This window comes from Rhizobacter sp. Root404, assembly GCF_001425865.1.
GTDB lineage: Bacteria > Pseudomonadota > Gammaproteobacteria > Burkholderiales > Burkholderiaceae_C > LMDS01.
In genome coordinates, this window is sequence record NZ_LMDS01000001.1 from 720,868 (window position 1) to 745,945 (window position 25,078).

A 25,078-nucleotide genomic window follows, 5' to 3' on the forward strand; every position below is an offset into this window, starting at 1 on the left:
TCAGGAGACTCGCATGACCCGATTCACTTCGTCCCGCCGCCAGGTGCTGGCCGCCCTCGGCGCCCTGGCGTTGCCCGCGCTGGCGCAGACACCGAATGCCGACCGCCCGATGCGCGTGATCCTCCCGGTCGGCGCCGGCTCGGGCGTCGACACGATCATGCGCGCCGCGAGCCCGGCGCTCGCCAAGGCGCTCGGCCAGCCGGTCGTGATCGAGAACCTGCCCGGCGCCGGCGGCATCACCGGCACGACCGCGCTGGTGCGTGCCGCGCCGGATGGCGCGACGATCGGCGTGGTCTCGAACAACCACGTCGTGAACCCGAGCGTCTACAAGAAGATGCCGTTCGACGCGCTCGCCGACATCACGCCGATCAGCGTGATCGGCGAGACGCCGTTCGTGCTGGTGGTCAACCCGGCGCACGTGCCGGCGAAGAACGTCAAGGAACTGGTCGCGTTCCTGAAGGCGAAGCCCGGGGCGTACAACTACGCGTCGTCGGGCAACGGCACGATCATTCACCTCGCCGGCGCGATGTTCGTCGAGGCCGCCCAGGCCGATGTGAAGCACATCCCGTACAAAGGCGTGGGCCCGCAGATCGCCGACCTGATCGGGGGGCAGGTCGAGCTCGGCGTGGTGGCGGTACCGGCCGCGCTCGGGCATTTGAAGAGCGGCGCGCTGCGCGCGATCGGCGTGATGGGCAAGGCGCGCGTGCCCTCCTTGCCCGAGCTGCCGACGATCGCCGAACAGGGTCTGCCGGACGTGGACGTCGGCGGCTGGTTCGCGGTGATCGCCCCGCCGAAGCTGCCGGCGGCCGAGGTCAAGCGCCTGCACGCCGCGGTGCTCGCCACCTTCGCGTCGCCCGACGTGAAGGAGGCGATGGCGCGGCAGGAGAACCTGATCCACCCCAGCACGCCGGAGGCTGCGGCGCAGTTCTTCCGCAGCGAGCAGGAGCGCTACGCGAAGATCGTCAGGAAGTCGGACATCCGGCTCGACTGACCCGGCGCCGGCCGACCAGACCGATGCCGAGCAGCCCGGCGATCATCAGCGCGTAGGTGCCGGGCTCGGGCACCGCGGCGACCGTCAGGCCGAGCAGCGGCGGCGAGATGGCGGTGTTGCCGCCGATGCCGAAGTCACCGATCAGCGTCGCCGCGCCGGTGCCGAGGTTGATCGCATACAGGCCGCTCTTGCCGGTGTCGGTGCCGTCCAGCGTCAGGCCCGCGTACGCCATGTTGGCCGCGCCGGCGATGTCGAAGCCGAGCACGCCGGTCGTGTTGAAGCCCAGGCCGCCGACGAAGCTCAGCACGCCGCCGCCCGGCGCGCCGGTGAAGTACAGGCCGTCGGTGGCCGAGTCGATGTAGTACAGGCCGACGCTGCTGGTCGCGGGGTTCGCATCGTTGTCCTTGTAGGCCGCGCCGGCGGCACCGATCGTGCCGCCGCTGAAGCTCAGCATCGTCTGCGCGGTGGCCGCGCCGGTGTTGGCGTTGACCGCGAGGTTCTGGCCGGTGTCGCTGGTGATGCGCAGCGAGGCCGCGCCATTGGTGTCGGCGACCGGGTTGAAATCGAAGCCGAACGCGGTGCCGTTGAGCGCGATGCTGAGGTTGCCGACCTTGGTGGCGACCCCGGTGCTGGCGTCGAGGGTGTAGAGCTTCGAGTCGGTGCTGACGCCGTAGATCAGGCCGTTGGTCGGGCGCGTGTCGATCGCCAGGATGCGCTGGTTCGTGCCCTCCAGGCCGGTGATGGTCGTCAGCGCGGAGCCGTTCTGCGGCGTCGCGGCGCCGAACGAGATCAGCGCGTTGGTGGTCGTCAGGCCGATGACCTGCTGTGCCTGGGCCGGCGCCGCGAACGCGAACGCGGCGCAGGCGACGGCGCTGAGGGTGGCACCGCGCAGCGCGGCGGGGAGGGCGGGGTGTGGCATGGGTCGGGCTCCTGGAGTGGGTCGTCGGCGGCGTGAGAAATGCCACACCGCACTCGGACTACGCCGGCCCCCAGACACCGGATGCGCCCCGCAGCAATATCCCTTTACATCGCGGGTGAATCCCGACGCCGGGATCAGCCGGTGTTGCGCAGCCCGGCGGCCACGCCGTTGATCGAGATGTGGATGCCGGTCTGCACGCGCGCGTTCTCCGGGTCGCCTTCCTTGCGCTGGCGATAGCGTCGCATCAGCTCGACCTGCAGGTGGTTCAGCGGATCGAGGTACGGGAAGCGGTGCTCGATCGAGCGCGCCAGCGACGGGTTGGACGCGAGCCGGTTGGTCTCGCCGGTGATCAACGCGAGCGCGTCCGAGGTGGCCTGCCACTCGGCCTTGATCAGCGCGAAGATCTTCTTGCCGAGCTTCTTGTCCTCCACCAGTTCGACATAGCGCGCCGCGATCGCCAGATCGCTCTTCGCGATCACCATGTCGAGGTTGGACAACAGCGTGCCGAAGAACGGCCACTGCTTGTGCATCTTGCGCAGCAGCGCAAGGCGCTCGGCGCGCTGCCTCGGCTCCTTGCCGAGGTACTGCGCGATGGCGCTGCCGAAGCCGCACCAGCCGGGCAGCGCGACGCGGCACTGGCCCCAGCTGAATGACCAGGGGATCGCGCGCAGGTCCTCGATCGCACGCGTCGCCTTGCGCGAGGCCGGGSGSGAGCCAATGTTGAGCTCGGCGATCTCGCGGATCGGCGTCGCGCTGAAGAAGTATTCGGTGAAGCCGGGGGTCTCGTAGACGAGCTTGCGGTAGGCCTTGAAGCTGCCGTCGCTGATCGCCGCGGCGGCCTCGAGGAAGGCTTTCGGCGCGCTCTTGGTCGGGTTCAGCAGCGTCGCTTCCAGCGTGGCCGCGACCAGGGTCTCGAGGTTGCGCCGACCGATCTCCGGGTGCGCGTATTTCGACGCGATCACCTCGCCCTGCTCGGTCAGGCGGATCTGCCCGTTCACCGTGCCCGGCGGCTGCGCGAGGATGGCCTGGTAGCTCGGGCCGCCGCCGCGGCCGACCGTACCGCCGCGGCCGTGGAACAGGCGCAGCGTGATGCCATGGTCCTGGCGCAGGCTGCCGAACAGCGCGACCAGGTCGATCTCGGCGCGGTACAGCTCCCAGTTGCTGGTGAAGCTGCCGCCGTCCTTGTTGCTGTCGGAGTAGCCGAGCATGATGTCCTGCTCGGCGCCGCTTCTCACCATCATCGCGGTGATGCCGGGCAATGCGTAGAACGCCCGCATGATCGGCGCGGCGTTGCGCAGGTCGCCGATGGTCTCGAACAGCGGCGAGACGATCAGGTCACTGACCGCACCGTCATCCAGCGTGCCGCGCAACAGGCCCACTTCCTTCAGCAGCAGCATCACCTCGAGCAGGTCGCTGACGTCCTCGGTGTGCGAGATGATGTAGTGGCGCATCGCGGCGCGCCCGTAGCGCGCCAGCATCACGACCGCGGCCTCGAAGATCGCGAGTTCGCCGAGCGTGTGCTCGCTGTACGCCGCGGCGCGCACGCGCAGCGGCCGGGCGTCGTTGAGCTGCTGCACCAGCAGGGCGCGACGCGCGTCCTCGCCGAGCCCGCTGTAGTCGGCCTCGACCCTCGCGACCTTCAGCAGCTCGGCGACGACTGCCTCGTGCTTGTCCGAGCTCTGCCGCAGATCGACCGTCGCGAGGTGGAAGCCGAACACCTGCACCGCGCGCATCAGCGGCTTCAGGCGCGGCGCCGCCAGTGCCTGGGCGTGGTGCGCGGCGAGCGACGCGTCGATCACCTTCAGGTCGGCCAGAAACTCGTCGGCCGAGTCGTACGGGTGCTGCGGCGCGACCGCGTGGCGCAGCGCCTCGGTGCCGGTGAAGAGTTCGAGCGTCGCGGCCAGCCGCGCGTACATGCCGATCAGCGCGCGGCGGTAGGGCTCGTCCTCGCGATGGACGCTCTGGTCGGGGGACTGTGCCGCCAGGGCCTGCATCGGCGCGGTGACCGGTGCGAGCGACGCCGAGATCGACAACTCCGCGCCGAGCTCGTGGGTCTCGGTCAGGTAGAAGCGCAGCACCGTCTCGGCCTGCCGTGCCAGCGCCATCTGCAGCGTGTCGGCCGTGACGAACGGGTTGCCGTCGCGGTCGCCGCCGATCCAGTTGCCCATGCGGAAGAACGACGCGATCGGGTGGCCGGGCAGCGCGTTCTCGAGCTCGCGGTACATCTTCGGGATCTGGCGCAGGAAGGTCGAGCGGTAGTAGCTCAGCGCGTTCTCGATCTCGTCGCCGACCGTCAGCTTGGCGGTGCGCAGCATGCGGGTCTGCCAGATCTGCGTGACGCGGGCGCGGATCAGCGCCTCGTTCTCGGCCCGCTCGCGCTCGGTGTGGAGCGCGTCCCGCTGCTCGACCAGCTCGGCGATCGTCCGTTCGGCGTCGAGGATGCTCTTGCGCTGCACCTCGGTCGGGTGCGCGGTCAGCACCGGCGAGATGTAGGCGTGCGACAGCGTCTGCGCGATGTCCGCGGCGCGGATGTCGGCGGCGGCCAGGCGCTCCAGCGTCATCGCCAGCGAGCCTTCCTGCAGGTGGCCCTGGCGCTCGTGGTGGTCGCGGCGCCGCACATGGTGGCGGTCTTCGGCGATGTTGGCCAGGTGCGAGAAGTAGCTGAAGGCGCGGATCACGCTGACGGTCTGGTCGCCGGAGATGTTCTTCAGCAACCGGTCCAGCGCGCGGCCCGCCTGCGCGTCGCTCTTCAGCCGGTACGCAACCGACAGCTGGCGCACCCGCTCCACCAGCTCGAAGGCCGCCTTGCCCTCCTGCTCGCGGATCACGTCGCCGAGGATGCGACCGAGCAGCCGGATGTCGTCGACCAGCGGGCGGTTCTTCTCGGCGGCGTCGGCGGTGGAGGTCTTGCGCTTCGCCGCGGCCTGGCGCGTCAGGGTGGTTGCGGCAGTTGCGGCTGTGGCCATGCGGGTCTCGGTCGTGTAATTTGGTTACGGAGGATGAATCCTAGCAGCCACTGCAAGAGGCGCGCCTGCTAGCATGCCGCCCATGCCCCAAGCCGCTGCCGACACCACCCTGATCGCTACCCGCGAGAGTCGCCTCGCCCTCTGGCAGGCCGAGCACGTGCGCGATCTGCTGACGCGCCGGTTCGGGCTGCGGGTCGAGCTGCTCGGCATGACGACCCGCGGCGACCAGATCCTGGACCGAACGCTGTCCAAGGTCGGCGGCAAGGGGCTGTTCGTCAAGGAACTCGAGACCGCGCTCGAGGAAGGTCGCGCGCACCTGGCGGTCCACTCGTTGAAGGACGTGCCGATGGACCTGCCCGAGGGCTTCGTCCTCGCAGCCGTCCTCGACCGCGAAGATCCGCGCGACGCGTTCGTCTCGTCGCGCTACCGCACGCTCGACGAGCTGCCGCAGGGCGCGACCGTCGGCACCTCGAGCCTGCGGCGCGTGGTGCAGCTGCTCGCCGCACGGCCCGACCTCGTCGTTCAACCGCTGCGCGGCAACCTCGACACACGGCTGCGCAAGCTGGACGAGGGCGGCTTCGACGCGATCGTCCTCGCCGCCGCGGGCCTGATGCGCCTGGGCCTGGCCGAGCGCATCGCCTCGCGCTTCGAGCCCGAGGCGATGCTGCCCTGCGCCGGGCAGGGCGCGCTCGGCATCGAGGTGCGGGCCGACGCGACCGCGCTGCGCGAGCAGCTCGGCCAGTTGACGCATCGCCCGACGTGGCTGGCGGTCCAGGCGGAGCGCGCCGTGTCGCGCGCACTCGGCGGCAGCTGCAGCATGCCGCTCGCGGCGCACGGCACCTGGCATGGCGAGACGCTGACGCTGCGCGCCGCGCTTGGCGACGGCGAATCGCCGACCGCGCCGCTGCTGCGTGCGCAGGCGAGCGCGTCGGTCCACACCGACGAGCAGGCCCGCGCCCTCGGCGAACACGCGGCGCAGACGCTGCGCGACGCCGGCGCCGCTGCCTATCTCGGCGTCAAGCCCTGAGCGCGCGGGACGTGCTGCCGTGCGGGTGATCGTGACCCGGCCCGCGGCGCAGGCGGCCGACTGGGTCGACCATCTGCGCGCCAGCGCGATCGATGCAGTCGCGCTGCCGCTGATCGGCATCGCGCCGGTGACCGATCCGTCGGCGTTGCTCGCCGCCTGGCGCGGGCTCGCGCAACGCGATCTGGTCGTCTTCGTCAGCCCGAACGCGGCCGAGCAGTTCTTCGCGCTGCGTCCTCACGGCGTGACGTGGCCGGCCGGTCCGCGAGCCGGCTCGCCCGGGCCGGGCACGACGCGCGTGCTGGTCGGGCTCGGCGTGCCGGCCAGCGCGATCGTCGAGCCCGCCGACGATGCGGCGCAGTTCGACAGCGAATCGTTGTGGGCGCGCCTGCGCACGCAGGACTGGCAAGGCAGGCGCGTGCTGATCGTGCGCGGCGATGGCGGGCGCGACTGGCTCGCGCAAACCTTGCAAGCGGCGGGCGCGCAGGTCGAGCATGTCGCCGCGTACCGACGCCTCGCGCCGGCCCTGGACAGCGATCACGCGGCGCTGCTGCGCGCCGCGCTCGAGCGCCCCGAGGCTCACCTCTGGTTCTTCAGCAGTTCCGAGGCGATCGACAACCTCGCCGCGGCACCGCTCGTCAGCGATGCGCCAACCGATTGGGCCCGTGCCCGTGCGCTGGCCACGCACCCCCGCATCGCCGCGCGTGCGCGGCAATTGGGGTTCGCACGCGTGACCGAGGCACGACCGTCGCTGGCCGCCGTGATCGCCTGCATACAATCGATCGGACCGTGACCGACGACCTCTCGAACGCCCCTCCGCCGCCGGCCCCGCCGGCCCTCGTCGCGCCGCCGCCCGCTGCTGCGCCAGCGCGCGCGTTGTGGATCGCGCTGGCCGTCATCGGCGCGTTGTGCGTCGCGAGCCTGGTGCTGGCCTGGAAGGCCGACCAGCGCGGCAGCAGCCTCGAGCAGGAACTGGTGCGCCGCCAGCAGGACAACAACGGCAAGGTTGCCGAGGCGCGCGCGCTGTCCAAGCAGGCACAGGAGAACGCCAGCGACACCGCCGCCAAGGTGGCGCTGCTCGAGGCCCGCGTCGCCGAGGTGGCGGTGCAGCGCGGTCAGCTCGAAGACCTGATCCAGTCGCTCTCGCGCTCGCGCGACGAGAACGTGCTGGTCGACATCGAGGCGGCGATCCGCGTCGCCCAGCAGCAGACCGCGATCACCGGCAGCGCCGAGCCGCTGGTGGCCACGCTGAAGCAGAGCGACGAGCGCCTCGCGCGCTACAGCCAGCCGCGCCTGGAGGGCGTGCGCCGCGCCATCGTGCGCGACCTGGAGCGCGTGCGCGCGACCAGCGTCGCGGACATCGCGTCGCTCGGCATCAAGCTCGACGAGGCCATCCGCGTCGTCGACGACCTGCCGCTGCTCGGCATGGCCGATTCGCGCAGCGTCAAGGAGCCGGCGCGGCCGGCGGTCGCCAAGCCGATCGTCACGGCGAAGGCGGCGGCGTCCGCGGCGAGTTCGCCGGCCGGGTGGGGCGGGCCGGTCCTCGATACCTGGAACGCGTTCGGCGAGAAGGTCTGGAGCGAGGCGAAGTCGCTGATCCGCGTGACCCGCATCGAGCACCCCGAGGCGATGCTGCTCGCGCCCGAGCAATCGTTCTTCGTGCGAGAAAACCTGAAGCTGCGGCTGCTGAACGCGCGGCTCGCGCTGCTCAGCCGCCAGTTCGACACCGCGCAGGCGGACCTGCAGGCTGCGCTGGTCACGCTCGACCGCTACTTCGACCGCGGCTCCAAGCGCACGCTGCTCGCGACCGAGCTGATCCGTCAGGTCGCCGGGCAGGCGCGCCAGGTGGTGGTGCCGAGACCGGACGACACGCTCGCCGCGTTGACCGCCGCTGCGGCCGGCCGCTAGAGCGCCATGCGCAACATCATCTGGTTCGTCCTGTTGTTCGGCGTGGCGGTGCTGGCCGCGACCACGCTGGGCACCAACGACGGGCTGGCGACGTTCTACTGGCGCGGCTGGCGCCTCGACGTGTCGCTGAACCTGTTCCTGATCGCGTTGATCGGCAGCTGCTTCCTGATCGTCGCGGCGATCCAAGGCATCAGCGCGCTGGTCGGCCTGCCGCGGCGGGCGCGCGAGTGGCGCGTCGCGCGGCGCGACCGCAGCGCGCAGGCCGCGCTGCGCGACGCGCTGGCGCAGTATTTCGGCGGCCGCTACAGCCGGGCGCAAAAGTCCGCGCAGCGCGCGCTCGTGATCCAGGCCGACACGCCCGAGCTCGCGCAGGACAACGAGTTCACCGTGCTCAGCCACCTGCTCGCCGCCGGCAGCGCCCACCGCCTGCAGGACCGCGCCGTGCGCGACGAGCAGTTGCGCCATGCGCTCGAGCTCTCGCGCCGCAGCGCCGCCGCGCGCTCGGCCGAGGAGGGCGCGCGGCTGCTCGCCGCCGAATGGGCACTTGACGACCGCGACGCGCCGCGCGCGCTCGAACTGCTCGGCGAACTGCCGCAGGGCGTCGCGCGCCGCACCCACGCGCTGCGCCTGCGCCTGCAGGCCACGCGCCTGGGCCGCCAGCCGCAGGAGGCGCTCAAGACGGCGCGGCTGCTCGCCAAGCATCAAGGGTTCTCGAAGGTCGCCGCGCAGGGCCTGCTGCGCTCGCTGGCGTTCGAATCGCTCGACACCGCCCACGACATCGACCAGCTCAAGCGCGTCTGGGCCCAGTTCGACCCGGTGGATCGGCGCGACGGTTTCGTCGCCGCGCGCGCTGCCGACCGCGCCGCCGCACTCGGCGCGCACGAGGACGCGCGTTCGTGGCTGCGACCGTTCTGGGACGCACCCGCCGAGATCGGTCCCGAGGAACGCGCCGCCGTGTCGTTCGGCCTGGTCAGCGCCATCCCCGGCATCGGGCCCGAGTGGCTGCCGCGTCTCGAGGCGGCCGCGACCGCGTTCACCCGCGAGGGCGCGGTCGCGCTCGCCGTCGGCAGCGCGCTGGCCGAACGCCAGTTGTGGGGCAAGGCACGGCTGCTGCTCGAGCAGGCCGCCAACGACACTGCCCTGGCCGCCGGCCCGCGTCGCAAGGCCTGGCTCGGCCTCGCGAACCTGGCCCGGCAGGAGGGCGACGAGAACCGCGCCGCGCGCTGTTTCGAATCCGCCGCGCGGCTGGCGTGACGCCTCGCCAAAACTGCTATACTGCGTGGCTGCGCGGCTGTAGCTCAGCTGGATAGAGTACTTGGCTACGAACCAAGGGGTCGTGGGTTCGATTCCTGCCAGCCGCACCAGAACAATTCGTTCTAGAACGACAGCCTGGAAACCTCGGTTTCCAGGCTGTTTTTCTTTGGGGCGATCACTCGTACTTCAGGTACTTGAACCGCGGGTCGTCCGGCGTGCCCTCGAGCGCCGAGTCGGCGCCGGGCCGCCACATCACCACGTCCTCGATCCGGGCCGCGAGCTCGAAGTCCTTGTCGGTCACGCCCTTGGCGGCGTGGTTCATCAGCTTGACCGTCACGAAGGCGTACGACACCGTCAGATCGGGGTGATGCCAGGCGGCTTCGGCCAGATGGCCGACGGTGTTCACGACCATCAGCGTCGACTTCCAGCCGCTCGTCTTGAACTTGCGGCGGATCCAGCCGTCTTCGTAGTGCCAGTTCGGCAATTCGTCCGCCAGCCTCGCGTTGATCTCGTCGACGGTGTAGACCGCGTCCTTCGTCTGCTTGCGCCAGGTGGTCATGGGCGTCTCCGGGTGTTTCGATGACACAGTGTCCTCCGGGCGATACAGTTCTGCAGGGGAATGGCGATTTCCCTGCGGGAACAGAGCTTGCTCCCTCGACCCGCAGCATTCGCCATCTTCCGGGCGGTGCGCCACCACCATGGGCCTTGTCGCCACCCACAATCCGCTGCGGATGGACACCGAACGCCACGACACCGTCACGCTGCGGGCGCCGGCACGCCTGCACCTCGGTTTCCTCGACCCGTCGGCCTCGCTCGGGCGCCGCTTCGGCAGCGTCGGGCTGGTCATCGAGGGCTTCGAGACCGAGGTCGAGCTCGGTGCCGCAGTGGTCGATCGCGTGACGGCCGACACGCCGGAAGGCGACGCGCAGATGGAGCGTGCGAGCGCCTACCTGCGGACCTTGCGCGAGCATAGCGGCCGTCTCGACACGCTGCACCTGCGGCTGCTGCGCGTGCTGCCGGCGCACGGCGGCTTCGGCTCCGGCACGCAGTTGGCATTGACGATCGCGCGCGCGTTCGCGCAGTGGCACCGTCTGGACGTGGGCACGCCCACGCTGGCGCACTGGCTCGGGCGCGGTCAGCGCTCCGGCATCGGCATCCACGGCTTCGACCTCGGCGGGCTGATCGTCGACGGCGGCCCGGCGGCCGATGGGCGCCCGGCGCCGCTGCTCTCGCGCATCGCGTTGCCCGAGGAGTGGCGCATCCTCGTCGTGCAGGACGAGCGGAAGCAGGGCCTCGCTGGCAACGACGAGAAGGGCGCGATGGCGGCGCTCGGCGCCATGCCCGCCGCGCGCTCGGCGGAGATCTGCCACGAGGTGCTGATGCGCGTGCTGCCGGGTGCCGCGAGCGCGGAGTTCGGCATCTTCGCGCGCGGCATCACGCACATCCAGCAGTTGCTCGGCGCGTACTTCGCGCCGGTTCAGAACGGCCGCGCTTACACCAGCGGCGCGGTCGGCCGCCTGATGGACTGGATCGGCGCCAGTGGCCACGAGGCCGCGATCGGCCAGAGTTCCTGGGGCCCGACCGGCTTCGCGATCGTCGAGTCGCAGGCGCGTGCCGAGGCGCTCGAGCGCACCGTGCGCGCGGCGGGCCTGGTCGAACCGGGCCTCGCGCTGCGCATCGTCGCGCCCCGCAACCACGGCGCGCAGGTCATCGATCGCCGCGCGATGCGGCGGGTGCGCTGAGCGCCGCCGATACTCCTCATTCACGGTCCCCACCCGACACGCCATGGAACGTCCGTACATCCTCCATCTGCTCACGCCGGGGCACCAGGCGAGTCCCTTCGACGTCAACATGGCGGCCGACGCCGGCTACCAGGTCATCACGCCGTACACCGATGTCGGCCTCGACCAGGTCACCGCGCTGACGCAGGACGCGATCTTCTCGCGGGGCCCGAAGGGCGTCGCACGCACCGGCATCTTCGTCGGCGGGCGCGATGCGCTGCTGGCGGCCGACATGCTCGAACGCGCGAAGGCCGCGATGTTCAAGCCCTTCGTCGTCTCGCTGATGGCCGATCCGAGCGGCGCCTACACGACCGCCGCGGCGATGGTCGCGTGTGTCGAGGCGGCGCTGCAGCGTCACCACGCGGCCGCGCTGAGCGGGCAGCAGGTGCTGGTGGTCGGCGGGACCGGCCCGGTCGGCCGCATCGCCGCGGTGCTGGCGGCGCAGGCCGGCGCGAACGTGCGCATCGCCAGCCACAGCGGCCTGGCCGCGGCGCAAAAGGCGGCGGCGGACACCGGCGCGCGCTTCGGCGTCGAACTGCACGGCACCTCGGGTGCCAGCTCGGCCGAACTGCGCGACGCGCTCGCGCAGACCGGTGTCGTGCTCGCCTGTGCGGCGGCCGGCGTGCAGGTGGTGTCGGCCGGCGACCTGGCCATCGCAAGACAGCTGAAGGTGGCCGCCGACGTGAACGCGGTGCCGCCGGAGGGCATCGCCGGCGTCGGCGTGATGGACGACGCCGAGCCGCTCGCCGGCGCGGCGGCCGGCGCGGTCGGCATCGGTGCGCTCGCGATCGGCAACGTCAAGTACCAGACCCAGCATCGCCTGCTGCTGAGCATGGTCGGGGCCGAGAAGGCGCTGGTGCTGAGCTTCCACGAGGCGTTTGCCGCAGCCCGCGCGTACCTGGCCGAGCAGGCGGCCAAGCCCGTCGGCTGAGCACGCGTTGCGATGAGCGTGCTGGCCGTCGCGGCCATGTCCGCGCGCCTGCTGGCGGAGGCCGCCGCGCTCGATGGCCACCGCGTCGTCGCGCTCGATCTGTTCGGCGACCTCGACACGCGCCGCGCGTCGCAGCGCTGGTTCCAGATCGGCGCCGCGAGCGGGCTGCAGCTGGACGGGGCGCGCGTGCTCGATGTCCTCGGCGAACTCGCGAGCGGTGATGCCGGCGACGCCGTGTTTGGCTGGGTCCCCGGCAGCGGTCTCGAAGGCCTGCCCGACGTGCTGGAGGCGGGCGCGAACCTGCTGCCGCTGATCGGCACGTCGCCTGCCGCGGTGCGGCGCGTCCGTGATCCGCGCGCGTTCTTCGACATGCTGGACGCGCACGCGATCGGCCATCCGCCGGTCAGCTTCGAGCCGCCGGCCGATCGTACCGGCTGGCTGCTGAAGGACGCTCGCGGCAGCGGCGGCTGGCACATCCGCGCCGCGGCTAGCGAGGATGCGGTCCGGCCTGACGGCTCCTGCTACTTCCAGCGCGAGATGGCCGGCGTGCCGATGTCCGCGACCTTCCTCGCCGATGGCGCGGAGGCGGTGCTGCTCGGGCTGAACGAGCTGATCGTGCGGACGTCGGGCGCGCGGCCGCACGTGTACGCTGGCTGCATCGGGCCGGTCGCGGTGCCGGCGGCACTCGCGCGGGAGGTCCACGCGGCCGTGCGCCTGTTGACCCGATCGTTCGGCCTGCGCGGCTGGTGCAGCCTCGATTTCATGCGCGGCGAGGACGATGCGCTCGGCGTGCTCGAAGTCAACCCGCGCCCCCCGGCCAGTCTCGCGCTGTATGCGCAGCGCGGCCTGTTCGACGCCCACGTGCGCGCCTGCCTGCACGCCGAACTGCCGCGCGCCGATGCCTTCTCGCGGCAAGGCGTCGCAGGCACCGAAATCGTCTACGCGCGCCGGCCGCTGACACTTTCGTCGCACGCCGCGCAAGCCCTGGCCCGCCGCGCCGACGCGCACGACCTGCCGGCCGCCGGCGCGGTGTTCGCGTCCGGCGACCCGGTGTGCAGCCTGAGCGCCAGCGGCCACGGCGCGGCGCAGGTGAGGGCGCTTCTCGCCCAGGCGTGCGACGATCTGCTCAAGACCCTGGAGACCTCCCGATGACCGATTTCCGATCGCCGCTGGCCGGCTCGCCGCTGAGCGTCAACCGGCTGGCGCGCCCGCTCGTCGACCGCCTGCTGGCCGAAGCCGATGCGCTCGCCCTGACGGTCACGCACGACGCGAGCGGCGCCTGCCTCGTGGATGCCGGCATCGCCGCGCGCGGCAGCATCGAGGCCGGTCTGCTGATCGGCGAGATCTGCATGGGCGGGCTCGGCCGTGTCGGCGTGCGCAGCGACGGGCTGGAGGGCTGGCCGACCTGGATCGAGGTGCGCAGTGCGCAGCCGGTGCTCGCCTGCCTCGGCAGTCAGTACGCCGGCTGGAGCCTGGCGGCGAGCAAGGAAGAGACGGGCGGCAAGAAGTTCTTCTCGCTCGGCTCCGGCCCGGCGCGGGCGCTCGCCGCCAAGGAGGCCCTGTTCGGTGAACTGGGCTACCGCGACCAGGCGGCGGCCGGAGTGCTGGTGCTCGAGGTCGATCGCGTGCCGCCGAAGGTCGTCGTCGACAAGCTGCTGCGCGACTGCGGCCTCGAGCCGGCCGGGCTGACGCTGATCCTGACGCCGACCACCAGCCTCGCCGGCACCACGCAAGTGGTCGCGCGGGTGCTGGAAGTCGCGCTGCACAAGGCGCACGAACTCGGCTTCGCGCTCGGTGACATCGTCGAAGGCGTCGCGACCGCGCCGTTGCCGGCGCCGAGCCCCGACGGCGTGATCGCGATGGGCCGCACGAACGACGCGATCCTGTACGGCGGCCGTGTCCACCTCGGCGTGCGCGGCGACGATGCCGCGGCGCGCCGGCTCGCCCAGCAACTGCCTTCGCGCAACTCGCGCGACTATGGCCGGTCGTTCGCCGAGATCTTCAAGGAGGTCGAGTACGACTTCTACAAGATCGATGGCGCGCTGTTCGCGCCGGCCGAGGTCTGGGTCAGCAACCTCGACAGCGGCAACACCTGGCACGCCGGCGCGCTGAACATGCCGCTGTTGCAGGGCCTCTGGCTGCAGCAGGCCTGAGCCGGGCGCGCGATGGTCCGCGTCGCGATCATGACCGACGAGACCGGCTGGCACACGCGCCAGTTGCAGGCGGCGCTGCGTGCGCGCGGCGTGAGCGGGCGTTGCATCGACCTGGCCGCCTGCGACATCGACACCGCGCATGCGCCGCACGGCCTGGCGATTCCCGGCTTCGGCACCACCTTGCCCGACGCGGCGCTGGTGCGCGGCATCGCCGGCGGCAGCTTCGAGCAGGTGACCAAGCGTCTCGGCGTGCTGCATGCGCTGCGCGAGCTGGGCGTGCCGGTCTACAACGACGCGCGCGCGATCGAGCGCAGCGTCGACAAATCGATGACCAGCCTGTTGCTGCACGCCGCCGGCATCCCGACCCCGCCGACCTGGGCGACCGAGTCGCTCGCGCAGGCACGCCGCATCGTGATGCGCGAGGACGCGGCCGGGCATGCGCTCGTGCTCAAGCCGCTGTTCGGCTCGCAAGGCAAGGGGCTGCGGCTCGTCGGCCGGATCGACGGCGTGCAGCAGCCGCTGCCGGAACTCGCCGGCGAGCACGGCGGGCTGGCCTATCTGCAGCGCTTCGTGCCGCCCGTCACCGAGCCGGGCTTCGACTGGCGCGTGCTGGTGATCGGCGGCCGTGCAGTGACGGCGATGCGCCGGGTCAGCGAGGGCTGGATCCACAACGTCGCGCAAGGCGCGCGCTGCGAGCCGGCCCCGCTGACCGCGTCGCTCGCGGAACTCGCCGAGCGCGCGGCCGCGGCGCTCGCACTCGACTACGCGGGCGTCGACATGATCCCGAGCCCGGCCGGCGCGCAGGTGCTCGAGGTCAACGGGGTCGCCGCATGGCGCGGCCTGCAGCGCGTGACCGGCTTCAACATCGCGCGCGCCCTCGTCGACGACCTGCTCGATCGGCGGCTCGCGAGCCGCCGGCAGACGCCGGGCGCGGAGCGGGTGGCGTGAGCGCCGCGCCGCGCGATCCGGCGGCGTGCTACCTGGCGGCCTGCGAGCTGGACGTCGCGGTGCGCAAGCCCGGCAACGTGAGCCGGTTCTCGGCCGGCCACCGCATGGAGGCCGCGATGTTCAGCGCCAGCGCGCGCGCCTCGGTCGGGCCGCTGTTCCGGCGCGGCACGCGTGTCGGCGAGCGGGTCGAGGCGGCGGTGGCGGCCACGAGGGACGTCGTCGGCTGCAACACCAACCTCGGCATCCTGCTGCTGTGTGCACCGATCGCGCGGGCGGCCGAGTTGCATCCCGGGGCGACCGATCCGCCGGCGCTGCGCGCCGCGGTCGAGGCGGTGCTGGGCGACCTGGACGTCGGCGACACGCGTGCCGCCTACCGCGCGATCGCGCAGGCGCGGCCCGGTGGCCTGGGATCGGCGGCGGAACAGGACGTCCACGCGCCACCGAGCATCGACCTGCGCGCCGCGATGGCGCTTGCGGCCGAACGCGACTCGATCGCGCGCCAGTACCGGGACGGTTTCGCGGACCTGTTCGAGGTCGATCTGCCGGCCCTCGCGACGGCGCTGGCAGGGTCGCACGCGGCGCCCGCGACACCCGCGTCCGCTGCGCCGAGCGCGGCTGTGCAGCGCATCTACCTCGGGTTTCTGGCGAGCCGGCCCGATTCACACATTGTTCGGAAACACGGCGCCGCGCTGGCACACATTGTCATGGCCGCGGCGCAGCCGTGGCACGCCCGGGCGCTGGCCGGCGAGCCCCTCGACGCCGACGCCACGTTCGCCGCCTGGGACGCGGAACTGAAGGACACCGGGCTGAACCCCGGAACCAGCGCCGATTTGACGGTCGCGACGCTGTTCATCGCGGCCCTGCTGAGCCCGCGCCCCACGCGCCCCTGAGCCCGCGTGTTTTCCGCGCCGCCAGCGGCCGGCGGATGGCACGGATCGTGTTACCCACTAGGCCGCGCTGGTGGTTTGGCCAGTGGCGACGACTACCCCCCAAGAACTGAAACAGGAGATAGAGGACATGGCAAAGATTGATCGCATGATGGTTGGCGAGTCGCTCGTCGGCGACGGCAACGAGGTGGCGCACATCGACCTGATCATCGGGCCGCGCGGCAGCCCCGCAGAGTCGGCCTTTGCCAACGCCTTGACCAACAACAAGGACGGCTTCACCTCGCTGCTGGCGGTGGTCGCGCCCAACCTGCTGACCAAGCCGGCGACCGTGATGTTCAACAAGGTCACGATCAAGGGCGCCAAGCAGGCGGTCCAGATGTTCGGCCCGGCGCAACGCGGCGTCGCGATGGCGGTGGCCGATTCGGTCGAGGACGGGACGATCCCGGCCGACGAGGCCGACAACCTGTTCATCTGCGTCGGCGTGTTCATCCACTGGCTCGCCGAAGACGACAAGAAGATCCAGGACTACAACTACAAGGCCGTGCGTGAGTCGATCCAGCGTGCGGTTGCCGGCTCGCCGACGGCGGCCGAGGTCGTCGCCAAGAAGGGCAGCGCCGCGCACCCGTTCGCCGCTCACCAGTGAGTTGAATCGACGGGCCGCCGCCGGCGGCCCGTGTGCGACGAGCCGTGCGTCCGGAACGCTCAGCGCTTGCCGGGGAGCATGCCGCTCGCGAGCAGTTGGATCACCGCCGCGCTGTGCCCGGGGCGGCTGGGTTCAGGTTCCGGCGCGACGCGCTCGATCTGCACGCCCACCGCGCCGACATCGGCGAACTTGCGCGGCTTGACGACCTTGACGCGCACCCAGCGTGCGCCGAACTCGCCGATCAGGATGTCGGCGATCGTCTCGGCGAAGGCCTCGAGCAGCGTCAGCCGGTGCTCGGCGAGCAGCCGGCGCAGGCGCTCCGCGACGACACCGTAGTCGATCGTGTCGTGGATGCGATCGGTCTCGCAGGCCCGCGCATGCGGGACGCCGGCGTGCACGTCGATCACGAGCGGCTGCGGACGATGCAGTTCCGACTCGTGGATGCCGATGATGGTCTCGCCGGTGAAGCCTTCGATGAAGATCAGGTCCATCGTCGGCGGCGAAGCGTGTGGAGCAACCCGCTCGGCGGGAAGGGCGTGGCGTTCGATCATGCGCGTGGCGCCGAAGCGCGTTCAGTGGACCGCGAAGTTGCGGTGTCGTCGGCGAAACGCAAGCCGCATGCCAGTAACCGGATGTCGCAATCTGCCCGGGTGGCCTCAGCGTTTCGCCTGTTGTGCGCGGGCTGCAGTTGGATGAAGATTGGCGCACCTCAGAGCCTTCAAGGCCGGGAACATTTGGAGACATCGATGGGATTGCCCGTGCAGGACCCCGACCGGCACGCCGAACGCATCATGGTCATGGTGCAGAACGGCGTGCATGAGCAAGGCAACGAGGCGATCACGCGCTCGTGGAGCCGTTGCCTCAACGAATACCGCCTTCATCCCGATCGGCCGCGCAAGCCGGCGATCATCGAGCGCGCCGCGCTGGAGAACCGCTGCGAGCGCAAGGCCGATGTGATCGACTGCGCGCGCTACGAGATGACGACGCTGTACCAGCAACTCGCCGATGCCGAATCGGCGGTCGTGCTGACCGACACCGACGGCGTCATCATCCACATGGTCTCGTCACCGGCCTTCGCCGCGGAGGTCGCGCCGCTCGGCCTGCGCACCGGCGGCATGTGGAGCGAGGCCGAGGCCGGCACCAACGGCATGGGCACCTGCATCGCCGCCGCCGCGCCCGTGGCCATCCGCCGCGAGGACCACTTCTTCACGCAGTTCTCGCAGCTCACCTGCTCGGCCGTGCCGGTCTACGACCCGTCCGGCGAGATCGCCGCGGTGCTCGATGTGTCGAGCCGCTCCGGCCAGATGCAGCAGCACCTGCTGGTGCTGCTCGGCATGACCGCGCGCATGATCGAGAACCGCCTGATCGACCAGCGCTTCCGCAACGCGCACCCGCTGCATTTCCACAGCCGGCCCGAGTTCGTCTACACGCTGCACGAGGGCAAGCTCGCGGTCGGGGACGACGGCTACATCGTCGCGGCGAACCGCAGCGCGCTGTTCCAGCTCGGCCTGCAGTCGATGGACGAGATCCGCTCGCGCCGCCTCGAGGACCTGTTCCAGACCTCCCTCGAGGACATGCTGCAGCGGAGCATGTCGTCCTCGTTCCACCCGGTCGTCACGTACCGCGCCAACGCGGCGCTCCGCTTCTTTGCGGTCGCGCGCCGGCCGGCGTCGAGCGCGACAGCCTCGGTTCACCCCATGTCGGTGGCGGCCATGGCGGGCGGCGCCGGTGCGGGGCACGTCGCACTGGTGTCGAAGGGGCTCGGAAGGCCGGCGCCCGCGCGCCCGGCGGCGCACAGCAACGCGACCTTCAAGGACGCGCGGCTGATTGCCCACCTCGAGACCGCCCGCCGCGTCATCGCACGCCAGACGCCGGTTCTGCTGTGGGGCGAGACCGGCTCGGGCAAGGAGGTCTTCGCCCGTGCGACGCACGACGCGAGCCCGCATGCCGACGGCGCATTCGTGGCGGTCAACTGCGCCAGCCTGCCCGAGACGCTGATCGAATCCGAGCTGTTCGGCTACCGCGCCGGCGCCTTCACCGGCGCGCAGCGCACCGGCCGGCGCGGCAAGATCCTGCAGGCCGACGGCGGCACGCTGTTCCTCGACGAGATCGCCGACATGCCGCTCGACCTGCAGGCCCGCCTGCTGCGCGTGCTCGACGAGCGCCAGGTGACGCCACTGGGCACCGAGGACACCCACCCGGTCGACTTCCAGCTGATCAGTGGCAGCCACCAGAACCTGCCGGCGCTGGTGCGCGAAGGGCGCTTCCGCGAGGACCTGTACTACCGCCTCGCGGGCATCGAACTCGAACTGCCGTCGCTGCGCGAGCGCACCGACAAGCGCGAGCTGATCCACGACGTGCTGAAGACCGAGGCCGGTGCCGCCGGCAGCCTGAGCGCCGATGCCGAGCGGCTGCTGCTCGATTACCCGTGGCCGGGCAACATCCGCCAGCTGCGCCACGTGCTGCGCAGCGCCGCCGCGCTGGCCGATGGCGCGGTCATCACGCGTGAGCACCTGCCGGCACTGATCCTGCATCCGGCTCGCCTGCAGCAGACGCCGGCGCCGGTCGCAGGCACCGCCGACGCGGTCGGTGCGACGCCCGAAGAAGACTCGGCGCCGCCTGTCAAACTCAACCCGATCCAGGCCAACGAGCGACAGGTGTTGCTGCAGATGCTCGAGCAGCACCGTTGGAACGTCAGCAATGTCGCCAAGGCGCTCGATGTCAGCCGCAACACCCTCTACCGCAAGCTCCACCGACTCCACATCGAGGTCTCCCACCCCGAGTGAGCGGATGCGCTCCCGCTTCGCCTGGTGCATCACCGGTTCGGGGCACTTTCTGGAGGAATCGCTGGCGCTCGCGGCGCGGCTGCCGGACGTTGATCTGTTCCTGTCGGCCGCGGCCGAAGAGGTGCTGCCGATCTACAAGATCGGGATCGAAGATCTGCGGCCCGATTTCCGGATCTTCCGCGACAAGACCGCCAGCGCGGTGCCGGTGGGCACGCTGTATGACGACGTGTATCACACCGTCGTCGTCGCGCCGGCCACCAGCAACACCGTGGCGAAGTGCGCGTTCGGTATCAGCGACTCGCTGCCGACCAACATGTTCGCGCAGGCCGGCAAGCTCGGCATCCCGGGCATCGTGTTTGCATGCGACACCGAGCCGGTGGTGGTGACGAAGTCGCCGCACGACTGGGTCACGCTGCGGCCGCGGCGCATCGAGCTCGAGAATGTCGAGCGGCTGCGCACGATCGATTTCTGCCGCGTCGTGGCCTCGCCCACCGAACTCGAAGCGGCGCTCGATGCGCGCCTGAAGGAACTGTCGCTCGCATGGACCACCTCGTCTTCCTGACCGGACGCCTCGCGCAGGCCAGCCTCGCGCGCGTGCTCGGCGGGATCGCGGCGTTGCCGTTCACGTGGGAGGTGCGCGAGATCGGCCTGCAGGTCGCCGCGCTGATGACGGCCGAGATGATCCGGCGCCGCGTGCCGACACCGATCGAGGCCGACCGCCTCATCGTGCCCGGGCGCTGCCGTGGCGACCTCGACGCGCTGACCCGGCATTACGGCATCCCGGTCGTACGCGGGCCCGAGGAGCTGAAGGACCTGCCGCGCTTCTTCGATCGCGCCGCGGCGCCGATCGACCTGGCCGAGTACGAGGTCGCGATCTTCGCCGAGATCGTCGATGCGCCGCAGCTGAGCGTCGCGCAGATCGTGGCGCGCGCTCGCGCGCTCGCCGCGGACGGTGCCGACGTGATCGACCTCGGCTGTCTGCCCGCGACGCGGTTCGCGCACCTGGAAGAGAGCGTGCAGGCGCTGAAATCCGAAGGGTTCAGGGTCAGTGTCGATTCGATCGACACCGACGAGCTGCTGCGCGGCGGTCGAGCCGGTGCCGACTACCTGCTCAGCCTCACGATCGACACGCTGTGGGTCGCCGATGAAGTCGCGGCCGTGCCGGTGCTGATCCCGCGCGTGCCCACCGACGAAGCTTCGCTGTTCGAGGCGGTCGAGCAGATGCAGCGGCGCGGCCGACCGTTCCTCGCCGATTCGATCCTCGACCCGATCCCGTTCGGCCTGACCGCCTCGATCGTGCGCTACCACCGCCTGCGCGAGCGCTTCCCCGAGGCGGCGATCATGATGGGCGTGGGCAACCTGACCGAGCTGACCGAGGCCGACACCAGCGGCATCAACGCGCTGCTGTTCGGCATCGCGGCCGAGCTGAACGTCGCCGCGGTGCTGACCACGCAGGTCAGCGCCCATGCGCGCCGAGCGGTCCGCGAGGCCGACTGGGCGCGCCGCATCATGCATGCCGCGGCGCGCCACCAGACGCTGCCCAAGGGCCTGAACGACGCGCTGATGACGGTGCACGCCAAGCACCCGTTCCCCGACACGCTGCAGGAGATCGAGCAGGTCGCCGCGCAGGTGCGCGATCCGAACTTTCGCGTGCAGGTCTCGCAGCAGGGGCTGCATGTCTACAACCGCGACGGCCTGCGCACCGGCCAGGGTGCATTCGAGCTGTGGCCGCAACTGCAGCTCGAGCACGACGCGAGCCATGCGTTCTACATGGGCGTCGAGCTGGCCCACGCCGAGATCGCGTGGCGGCTCGGCAAGCGCTACGTGCAGGACCAGCCGCTCGACTGGGGCTGCGCCGTTGCGACCGACGCGCAGGATCTGACCGCCTGGTGCGCACCCGGAACGACCCGCACGACCGGCCGGGCGCGCGCCGCCACCGCTTCACCTTCCACGGACGCCGGCGATGAATGACGTGATCTACGAGACGGTGGTCAGCACGGTCGCCGCAGACGGCACGCCGCATGTCGCGCCGATGGGTGTTCGCTACCGCGGCGCCGACGTGGTGCTGATGCCGTTCAAGCCCTCGACCACGCTCGCCAACATCGTCGCGAGCGGCCATGCGGTGCTCAACATCGTGCTCGACACGCGCGTGTTCGCCGGCTCGGTGACTGGCCGCCGCTCGTGGCCGATGCAGCCGACCGAACGCATCGAGGGCCTGAGGCTGGCCTGCGCGCTCAGCCATGTCGAACTGGCGCTGGCCGAGCTGCAGGACGACGCGCAACGCCCGGTGCTGCGCATGGCACGCCTGTTCGAGGCGAGCCACGCGCCGTTCGTCGGCTTCAACCGCGCGCAGGCCGCGGTGATCGAGGGCGCGGTGCTCGTGAGCCGGCTGCACATGCTGCCGGCCGAGAAGGTGGACGCCGAAATGGCCTACCTGCAGATTGCGATCGACAAGACCGCCGGCCCCGAGGAACACGAGGCCTGGGGCTGGCTGACCGAGGCGGTGGCCACGCACCGCGCCGCGACGCGCGGGAGGGCCTCGTGATGCGCATGCTCGTCAGCGTGCGCGATGTCCCCGAGGCGCTGCTGGCGGCGCACGGTGGTGCCGATTTGATCGACCTGAAGGAGCCGCGCGAAGGCGCGCTCGGCGGCCTGCCGGTCGTGACGATCGCGGCCATCGTCGAGGCGCTTCGCACGCTGCGGTCGCGCCACCGCGGCCTGCTCGTCAGCGCGACGATCGGCGACCTGCCGATGACCGAACGCGCCGCGATCCTGGCGCGCGTGGGGGCCGTCGCGGCCTGCGGGGTCGACTACGTCAAGGTCGGCATCGAGCGCACCCCGTACGCCCCCGCGGTGCTCGATGCGCTGGCCGGTACCGGCCACGCGGTCGTGCCGGTCTTCATCGCCGACCGCGGGCTCGACGACGCGCACGTCGACCTGGCCTGTGCGTTGAAGTTTCCCGCGCTGATGGTCGACACCGCCGACAAGCGGGCGGGCAGCCTGTTCGATCTGATCGCGACGGATGAGCTCCAATGCTTCGTCGCCCGCGTGCGCGGCAGCGGCGCGCTGGTCGGCCTGGCCGGCGCGCTGCGCCTGCCGCAGCTCGCGGCCTTGCAACGGCTGGCGCCCGACTTCGCCGGCTTCCGCAGCGCCGTGTGCGCCGGCGACCGCAGCGGTGCGCTCGACCCCGCGCGCCTGCGCACGCTCGCGCAAGCGCTTCAGGCGTCGAGGTGACGCCCTTCGCCGAGCAGCAGCGAGCGCATGCGCGGCAGGTCGCCCTTGTGGATCAGCTCGATCGGGAACGCCGCGCCGCGCGCCTGGTCGCCGAAGCCCTCGTCCAGCACGCCGGCTGCGCCCAGTTCCGCCAGCGTCTGCAGCGGATCGATCGCGCACGATTTGACGACCACCAGGCGCTCCGCGTTCAGCTCGCGCGCCAGATCGAGCGCGATCGTGTCGGAGGTGGCGCCCCAGTGCGTGCGGTGATCGGGCGCGTCGCGCTGCAGCTCGAACGGCAGCCAGATCGCCGCGCGGCCCTTGTGCAGCACGTTCGCGATCTCGGCCTTGCTCGCTGCCAGTTGCAGCGTCGGGTTCATCGCGTGCAGCTGGTAGCCGGTCTGCGCCATCGCCAGCACCGCCATGTTGTGCGCGGCCAGGTCGTTGAACTGCCACAGCGCCTGAGCGCGCCGCACCTCGTCGGCCAGCGCGCCGCCGCCGCAGACGATCGTGACGCGCCCGCCGCCGAGCTGGGCGAGCAGGTCGAGCCAGTGGGGCAACGCCGGATCGGCCGTCAGGCTGCCACCGAGCTTGACGACCCACATCAGCGCTGCCCCCGGTCGAGCAGCGTCGCGACCGCGACGCTGGGCGCGCACACCTGGGCCCAGTTCGACAGGGCGGTGCGAGCGGACGGTGTGCCGGCCTCGACGGGGGCGATGTCGTCGCCATACCGCAGCAGCCGGGCGTGCCGCAGGCCGGCGCGTTCGAGGATGTCGGCGACCAGGAAATCGCCGCAGCCGGCGCTGACGACCACCGTCGAGCCGGACAGGCGCTGCGCGTCCGCGACGCGCCGCAACTGACCGGCGAGTTCGTCGACCTGGCGCGTGCGCCAGGTGCGGGCGAACGCGAGCCAGTCGTCCGTCGCGGCGTCGCGCGCGTCCAGGCCGATCATCCGGGCCAGGCGCCGGCGCGTGGCCGGCAGGTCCTTGGCGGCGCCATCGGCCGGGGGGTGCAGGTCATGCGTCGGGTCGAGCTCGCCGGTGAGCCGGTACACGTCCGCGGTGGTCGCGAAGAACTCGTTCATCACGTTCATGTCCGCCCCGCGCCACGCCACGCGCGGGCCGAGCGAACACAGCGGCGTGCGCACCGCGCCGTGGTAGACCAGCTCGCCACTGGCCAGCCGGTCCGCATCGGTGCGGCTGTGACCGAGCACGCGGCCGGCGCGGAAGGCGATCAGGTCGGTGGTCGTGCTGCCGATGTCGATCAGCACGCCTTCGAGGAGGCGCTGCGCCGCATGCGCCGCCGTCGCGCGCCAGTTGGCCGACGCGATGCGCTCCCAGTGCGTACCGACCTCGGCGACTTCGCACCAGCGCGACTCCCCGGCGAAGAAGCGCATCGCCTCGGGCGTGCCCGGCGACAACGCGTCGGCCAGCGTCGAGGCGATGCGCTGCACGCCGTCCTCGCGGTGCTCGAACAGGTCGGTCATCTCGCCGGTCATCGTCACGCCGTGCATCGCGGTGGCGCGGTGCGCCGGCTCTGCCAACTGCGGCCAGCGCGCCCGCGCGAGCTGCAGCACGCGCTCGAGGTGCTCGATGCCCTGCCACAGCGGGCAGGCCCACTGCGCGACGTCGACGACGCAGCCGTCGCGCAGCAGGCAGGCCTTGACATGCGCGCCGCCGATGTCCCACCCGACCACGCGGCGGTGATCAGGCGAGGGCATCGGAAAACTCCTGCCGGTGCGCCGCGAGCACGGCGCCCGCGAGATTGCGGCCGAGCGCCGCCGACAGGCCGACATACGCCATCGTCACGCGCGGGTTGACCTCGATCAGCACCGGCCCGTGCTGGCGATGCCAGACCAGGTCGACGCCGACATAGCCGCGCAGGCCCGGGAACGCGGTGACGAGCGTCTGTGCCCAGGGGCGCAGCGTGGCCAGGCGCGCATCGTCGCCGGAGAGCACGTTCACCTGCACCCCGTCGAAGCCGACCGTTCCGAACGCATCGACGCTGAGCGCCTGACGGTTCACGCACAGCAGTTCCGTGCGCTCGGCACTGCACAACAGCGACAGGCTCAGCGCCTCGCCCGCGACCCAGGGTTCGAGCACGGCGACCTCGCCGCGGGCGTGCCGCGCCTGCAGATCGTCGCGTGCGGCGGCATGCGTGTTGTGGAGGCGGGTGGCGAGCGCTCCGGCGCCGTCGTCGGGCTTGACGACCCAGCGGCGCGTCGTCGGCGACGCCGCGAACATGCGCGGCGTCGCGATGCCGCGCTCGGCCGCGTGCGCCAGCGTCGCGCGCTTGCTCGACGCGATGGCGATCGACGCGGCGTCGCACCCGACCCAGCGCCCGGCCTCGACGACGCGCTGCAGCCGGCCCAGCACGCCATCGGTCTCGGGCGCGATCACCCAGACGACGTCGTGCAGCCGCGCCTGCTGCGCGACGAACTCGGTGTCGGCCGCATCGGGCGGAACGACGAGTGCGCGCGCGCCGGCCGGCACCGGCGTGTGCGGCGCGGTCGCGACCGAGACCGCCACGGTGCCGGTGCGCAGCAGGTCCTGCGCGACCGCATCGCGCATCGCGCAGCCGGCGGCGCGCAACTCGTCCGGCGCGTCCGCGACAGCGCCGGCGCTCAGCGATTCGTAGACGAATGCGCGCATCATGTCGGGTCCTTGAGCAGCCA

24 protein-coding genes and 1 tRNA gene are annotated in these 25,078 nt (G+C 71.5%); 18 read left to right on the forward strand and 7 right to left on the reverse strand.

Translation table 11 applies throughout. From position 1 onward, the window contains the following. Positions 1-13: 13 nt before the first annotated feature. Positions 14-991, forward strand: coding sequence for a tripartite tricarboxylate transporter substrate binding protein (locus tag ASC76_RS03210; RefSeq protein WP_056462237.1), 978 nt, complete (start codon positions 14-16; stop codon positions 989-991). Here the strand turns inward: ASC76_RS03210 and ASC76_RS26025 are convergent. Further along, entirely contained in the window at positions 963-1,910 is a 948-nt protein-coding gene (locus ASC76_RS26025; RefSeq protein ID WP_056462240.1) for a DUF4394 domain-containing protein, read from the reverse strand. The two genes, ASC76_RS03210 and ASC76_RS26025, sit on opposite strands and share 29 nt — an antisense overlap. 134 nt (positions 1,911-2,044) lie before the next feature. After that, on the reverse strand, positions 2,045-4,876 hold the full coding sequence (gene ppc / locus ASC76_RS03220; protein WP_082548673.1) for a phosphoenolpyruvate carboxylase: 2,832 nt from the start codon (positions 4,874-4,876) through the stop codon (positions 2,045-2,047). Positions 4,877-4,958: 82 nt separating this feature from the next. Here ppc and hemC point away from each other — a divergent pair, with 82 nt between their 5' ends. The 5 genes from hemC (at position 4,959) to ASC76_RS03245 (ending at position 9,172) form a co-directional block, all read left to right on the forward strand. Beyond that, positions 4,959-5,903: a hydroxymethylbilane synthase gene (gene hemC, locus ASC76_RS03225; protein ID WP_056463144.1), complete on the forward strand. Its 945-nt coding sequence runs from the start codon at positions 4,959-4,961 to the stop codon at positions 5,901-5,903. A 19-nt stretch (positions 5,904-5,922) separates the two neighbouring features. Next, positions 5,923-6,693, forward strand: a complete 771-nt coding sequence (locus ASC76_RS03230; RefSeq protein ID WP_056462243.1) for a uroporphyrinogen-III synthase — start codon at positions 5,923-5,925, stop codon at positions 6,691-6,693. After that, positions 6,690-7,808 (forward strand): uroporphyrinogen-III C-methyltransferase, encoded by a 1,119-nt coding sequence (locus ASC76_RS03235; protein WP_082548674.1) that lies wholly within the window; start codon positions 6,690-6,692, stop codon positions 7,806-7,808. The genes ASC76_RS03230 and ASC76_RS03235 overlap by 4 nt, the downstream gene beginning before the upstream one ends. A 6-nt stretch (positions 7,809-7,814) precedes the next feature. Continuing rightward, positions 7,815-9,062, forward strand: a complete 1,248-nt coding sequence (locus ASC76_RS03240; RefSeq protein WP_056462246.1) for a heme biosynthesis HemY N-terminal domain-containing protein — start codon at positions 7,815-7,817, stop codon at positions 9,060-9,062. Positions 9,063-9,095: 33 nt separating this feature from the next. Next, a tRNA-Arg gene (locus ASC76_RS03245) sits at positions 9,096-9,172 on the forward strand. A 65-nt stretch (positions 9,173-9,237) separates the two neighbouring features. Here ASC76_RS03245 and ASC76_RS03250 read toward each other — a convergent pair. Beyond that, complete coding sequence (locus ASC76_RS03250; RefSeq protein WP_056462249.1) at positions 9,238-9,621, reverse strand: 4a-hydroxytetrahydrobiopterin dehydratase; 384 nt, start codon at positions 9,619-9,621, stop codon at positions 9,238-9,240. A gap of 172 nt (positions 9,622-9,793) precedes the next feature. On the opposite strand from ASC76_RS03250, the gene ASC76_RS03255 reads away from it, so the two are divergent. The 7 genes from ASC76_RS03255 to fae all read left to right on the forward strand — a co-directional run bounded on the left by ASC76_RS03255 (position 9,794) and on the right by fae (position 16,405). Further along, a complete protein-coding gene (locus ASC76_RS03255; protein ID WP_056463149.1) occupies positions 9,794-10,804 on the forward strand; it encodes a beta-ribofuranosylaminobenzene 5'-phosphate synthase family protein in 1,011 nt (336 codons plus the stop codon). Between the two features lie 43 nt (positions 10,805-10,847). After that, positions 10,848-11,774 (forward strand): NAD(P)-dependent methylenetetrahydromethanopterin dehydrogenase, encoded by a 927-nt coding sequence (locus ASC76_RS03260; RefSeq protein WP_056462251.1) that lies wholly within the window; start codon positions 10,848-10,850, stop codon positions 11,772-11,774. A 12-nt stretch (positions 11,775-11,786) separates the two neighbouring features. Continuing rightward, a complete protein-coding gene (locus ASC76_RS03265; protein WP_056462254.1) occupies positions 11,787-12,926 on the forward strand; it encodes an ATP-grasp domain-containing protein in 1,140 nt (379 codons plus the stop codon). Then, entirely contained in the window at positions 12,923-13,927 is a 1,005-nt protein-coding gene (gene mch / locus ASC76_RS03270; RefSeq protein WP_056462259.1) for a methenyltetrahydromethanopterin cyclohydrolase, read from the forward strand. Before ASC76_RS03265 ends, mch begins: the two co-directional genes overlap by 4 nt. Positions 13,928-13,957: 30 nt before the next feature. Then, positions 13,958-14,875, forward strand: coding sequence for a RimK family alpha-L-glutamate ligase (locus tag ASC76_RS03275; RefSeq protein ID WP_235580324.1), 918 nt, complete (start codon positions 13,958-13,960; stop codon positions 14,873-14,875). Further along, positions 14,872-15,765 (forward strand): triphosphoribosyl-dephospho-CoA synthase, encoded by an 894-nt coding sequence (locus ASC76_RS03280; protein WP_056462265.1) that lies wholly within the window; start codon positions 14,872-14,874, stop codon positions 15,763-15,765. Before ASC76_RS03275 ends, ASC76_RS03280 begins: the two co-directional genes overlap by 4 nt. Positions 15,766-15,892: 127 nt before the next feature. Next, positions 15,893-16,405, forward strand: coding sequence for a formaldehyde-activating enzyme (fae, locus tag ASC76_RS03285; protein ID WP_056462270.1), 513 nt, complete (start codon positions 15,893-15,895; stop codon positions 16,403-16,405). A 59-nt stretch (positions 16,406-16,464) separates the two neighbouring features. Here the strand turns inward: fae and ASC76_RS03290 are convergent, their stop codons facing one another. Next, positions 16,465-16,956 carry a dihydroneopterin aldolase gene (locus ASC76_RS03290; RefSeq protein ID WP_371262079.1) on the reverse strand — a complete coding sequence of 164 codons (492 nt, stop codon included), beginning with the start codon at positions 16,954-16,956 and terminating at the stop codon, positions 16,465-16,467. A 195-nt stretch (positions 16,957-17,151) separates the two neighbouring features. On the opposite strand from ASC76_RS03290, the gene ASC76_RS03295 reads away from it, so the two are divergent. From ASC76_RS03295 to ASC76_RS03315, 5 genes are read left to right on the forward strand one after another with little or no spacing between them, the layout of a single operon-like run. Beyond that, positions 17,152-19,191, forward strand: a complete 2,040-nt coding sequence (locus tag ASC76_RS03295; RefSeq protein ID WP_056462277.1) for a sigma-54-dependent Fis family transcriptional regulator — start codon at positions 17,152-17,154, stop codon at positions 19,189-19,191. Further along, positions 19,124-19,753 carry a flavoprotein gene (locus ASC76_RS03300; RefSeq protein ID WP_056462280.1) on the forward strand — a complete coding sequence of 210 codons (630 nt, stop codon included), beginning with the start codon at positions 19,124-19,126 and terminating at the stop codon, positions 19,751-19,753. Before ASC76_RS03295 ends, ASC76_RS03300 begins: the two co-directional genes overlap by 68 nt. Continuing rightward, positions 19,732-21,162, forward strand: coding sequence for a DUF6513 domain-containing protein (locus tag ASC76_RS03305; protein WP_056462283.1), 1,431 nt, complete (start codon positions 19,732-19,734; stop codon positions 21,160-21,162). Before ASC76_RS03300 ends, ASC76_RS03305 begins: the two co-directional genes overlap by 22 nt. Continuing rightward, positions 21,155-21,736, forward strand: coding sequence for a DUF447 domain-containing protein (locus ASC76_RS03310; RefSeq protein WP_056462286.1), 582 nt, complete (start codon positions 21,155-21,157; stop codon positions 21,734-21,736). Before ASC76_RS03305 ends, ASC76_RS03310 begins: the two co-directional genes overlap by 8 nt. Further along, a complete protein-coding gene (locus ASC76_RS03315) occupies positions 21,736-22,425 on the forward strand; it encodes a (5-formylfuran-3-yl)methyl phosphate synthase (protein ID WP_056462289.1) in 690 nt (229 codons plus the stop codon). Before ASC76_RS03310 ends, ASC76_RS03315 begins: the two co-directional genes overlap by 1 nt. Here the strand turns inward: ASC76_RS03315 and ASC76_RS03320 are convergent. The 3 genes from ASC76_RS03320 to ASC76_RS03330 are packed head-to-tail and all read right to left on the reverse strand — an operon-like array spanning position 22,410 to position 25,058. Continuing rightward, on the reverse strand, positions 22,410-23,009 hold the full coding sequence (locus tag ASC76_RS03320; protein ID WP_056462292.1) for an aspartate kinase: 600 nt from the start codon (positions 23,007-23,009) through the stop codon (positions 22,410-22,412). The two genes, ASC76_RS03315 and ASC76_RS03320, sit on opposite strands and share 16 nt — an antisense overlap. After that, the gene (locus ASC76_RS03325) at positions 23,009-24,124 is read right to left on the reverse strand and encodes a hydantoinase/oxoprolinase family protein (RefSeq protein WP_056462296.1); all 1,116 of its coding nucleotides are present in this window, start codon (positions 24,122-24,124) and stop codon (positions 23,009-23,011) included. Before ASC76_RS03325 ends, ASC76_RS03320 begins: the two co-directional genes overlap by 1 nt. Beyond that, complete coding sequence (locus ASC76_RS03330; RefSeq protein WP_056462300.1) at positions 24,111-25,058, reverse strand: ATP-grasp domain-containing protein; 948 nt, start codon at positions 25,056-25,058, stop codon at positions 24,111-24,113. The genes ASC76_RS03325 and ASC76_RS03330 overlap by 14 nt, the downstream gene beginning before the upstream one ends. Positions 25,059-25,078 lie beyond the last annotated feature (20 nt).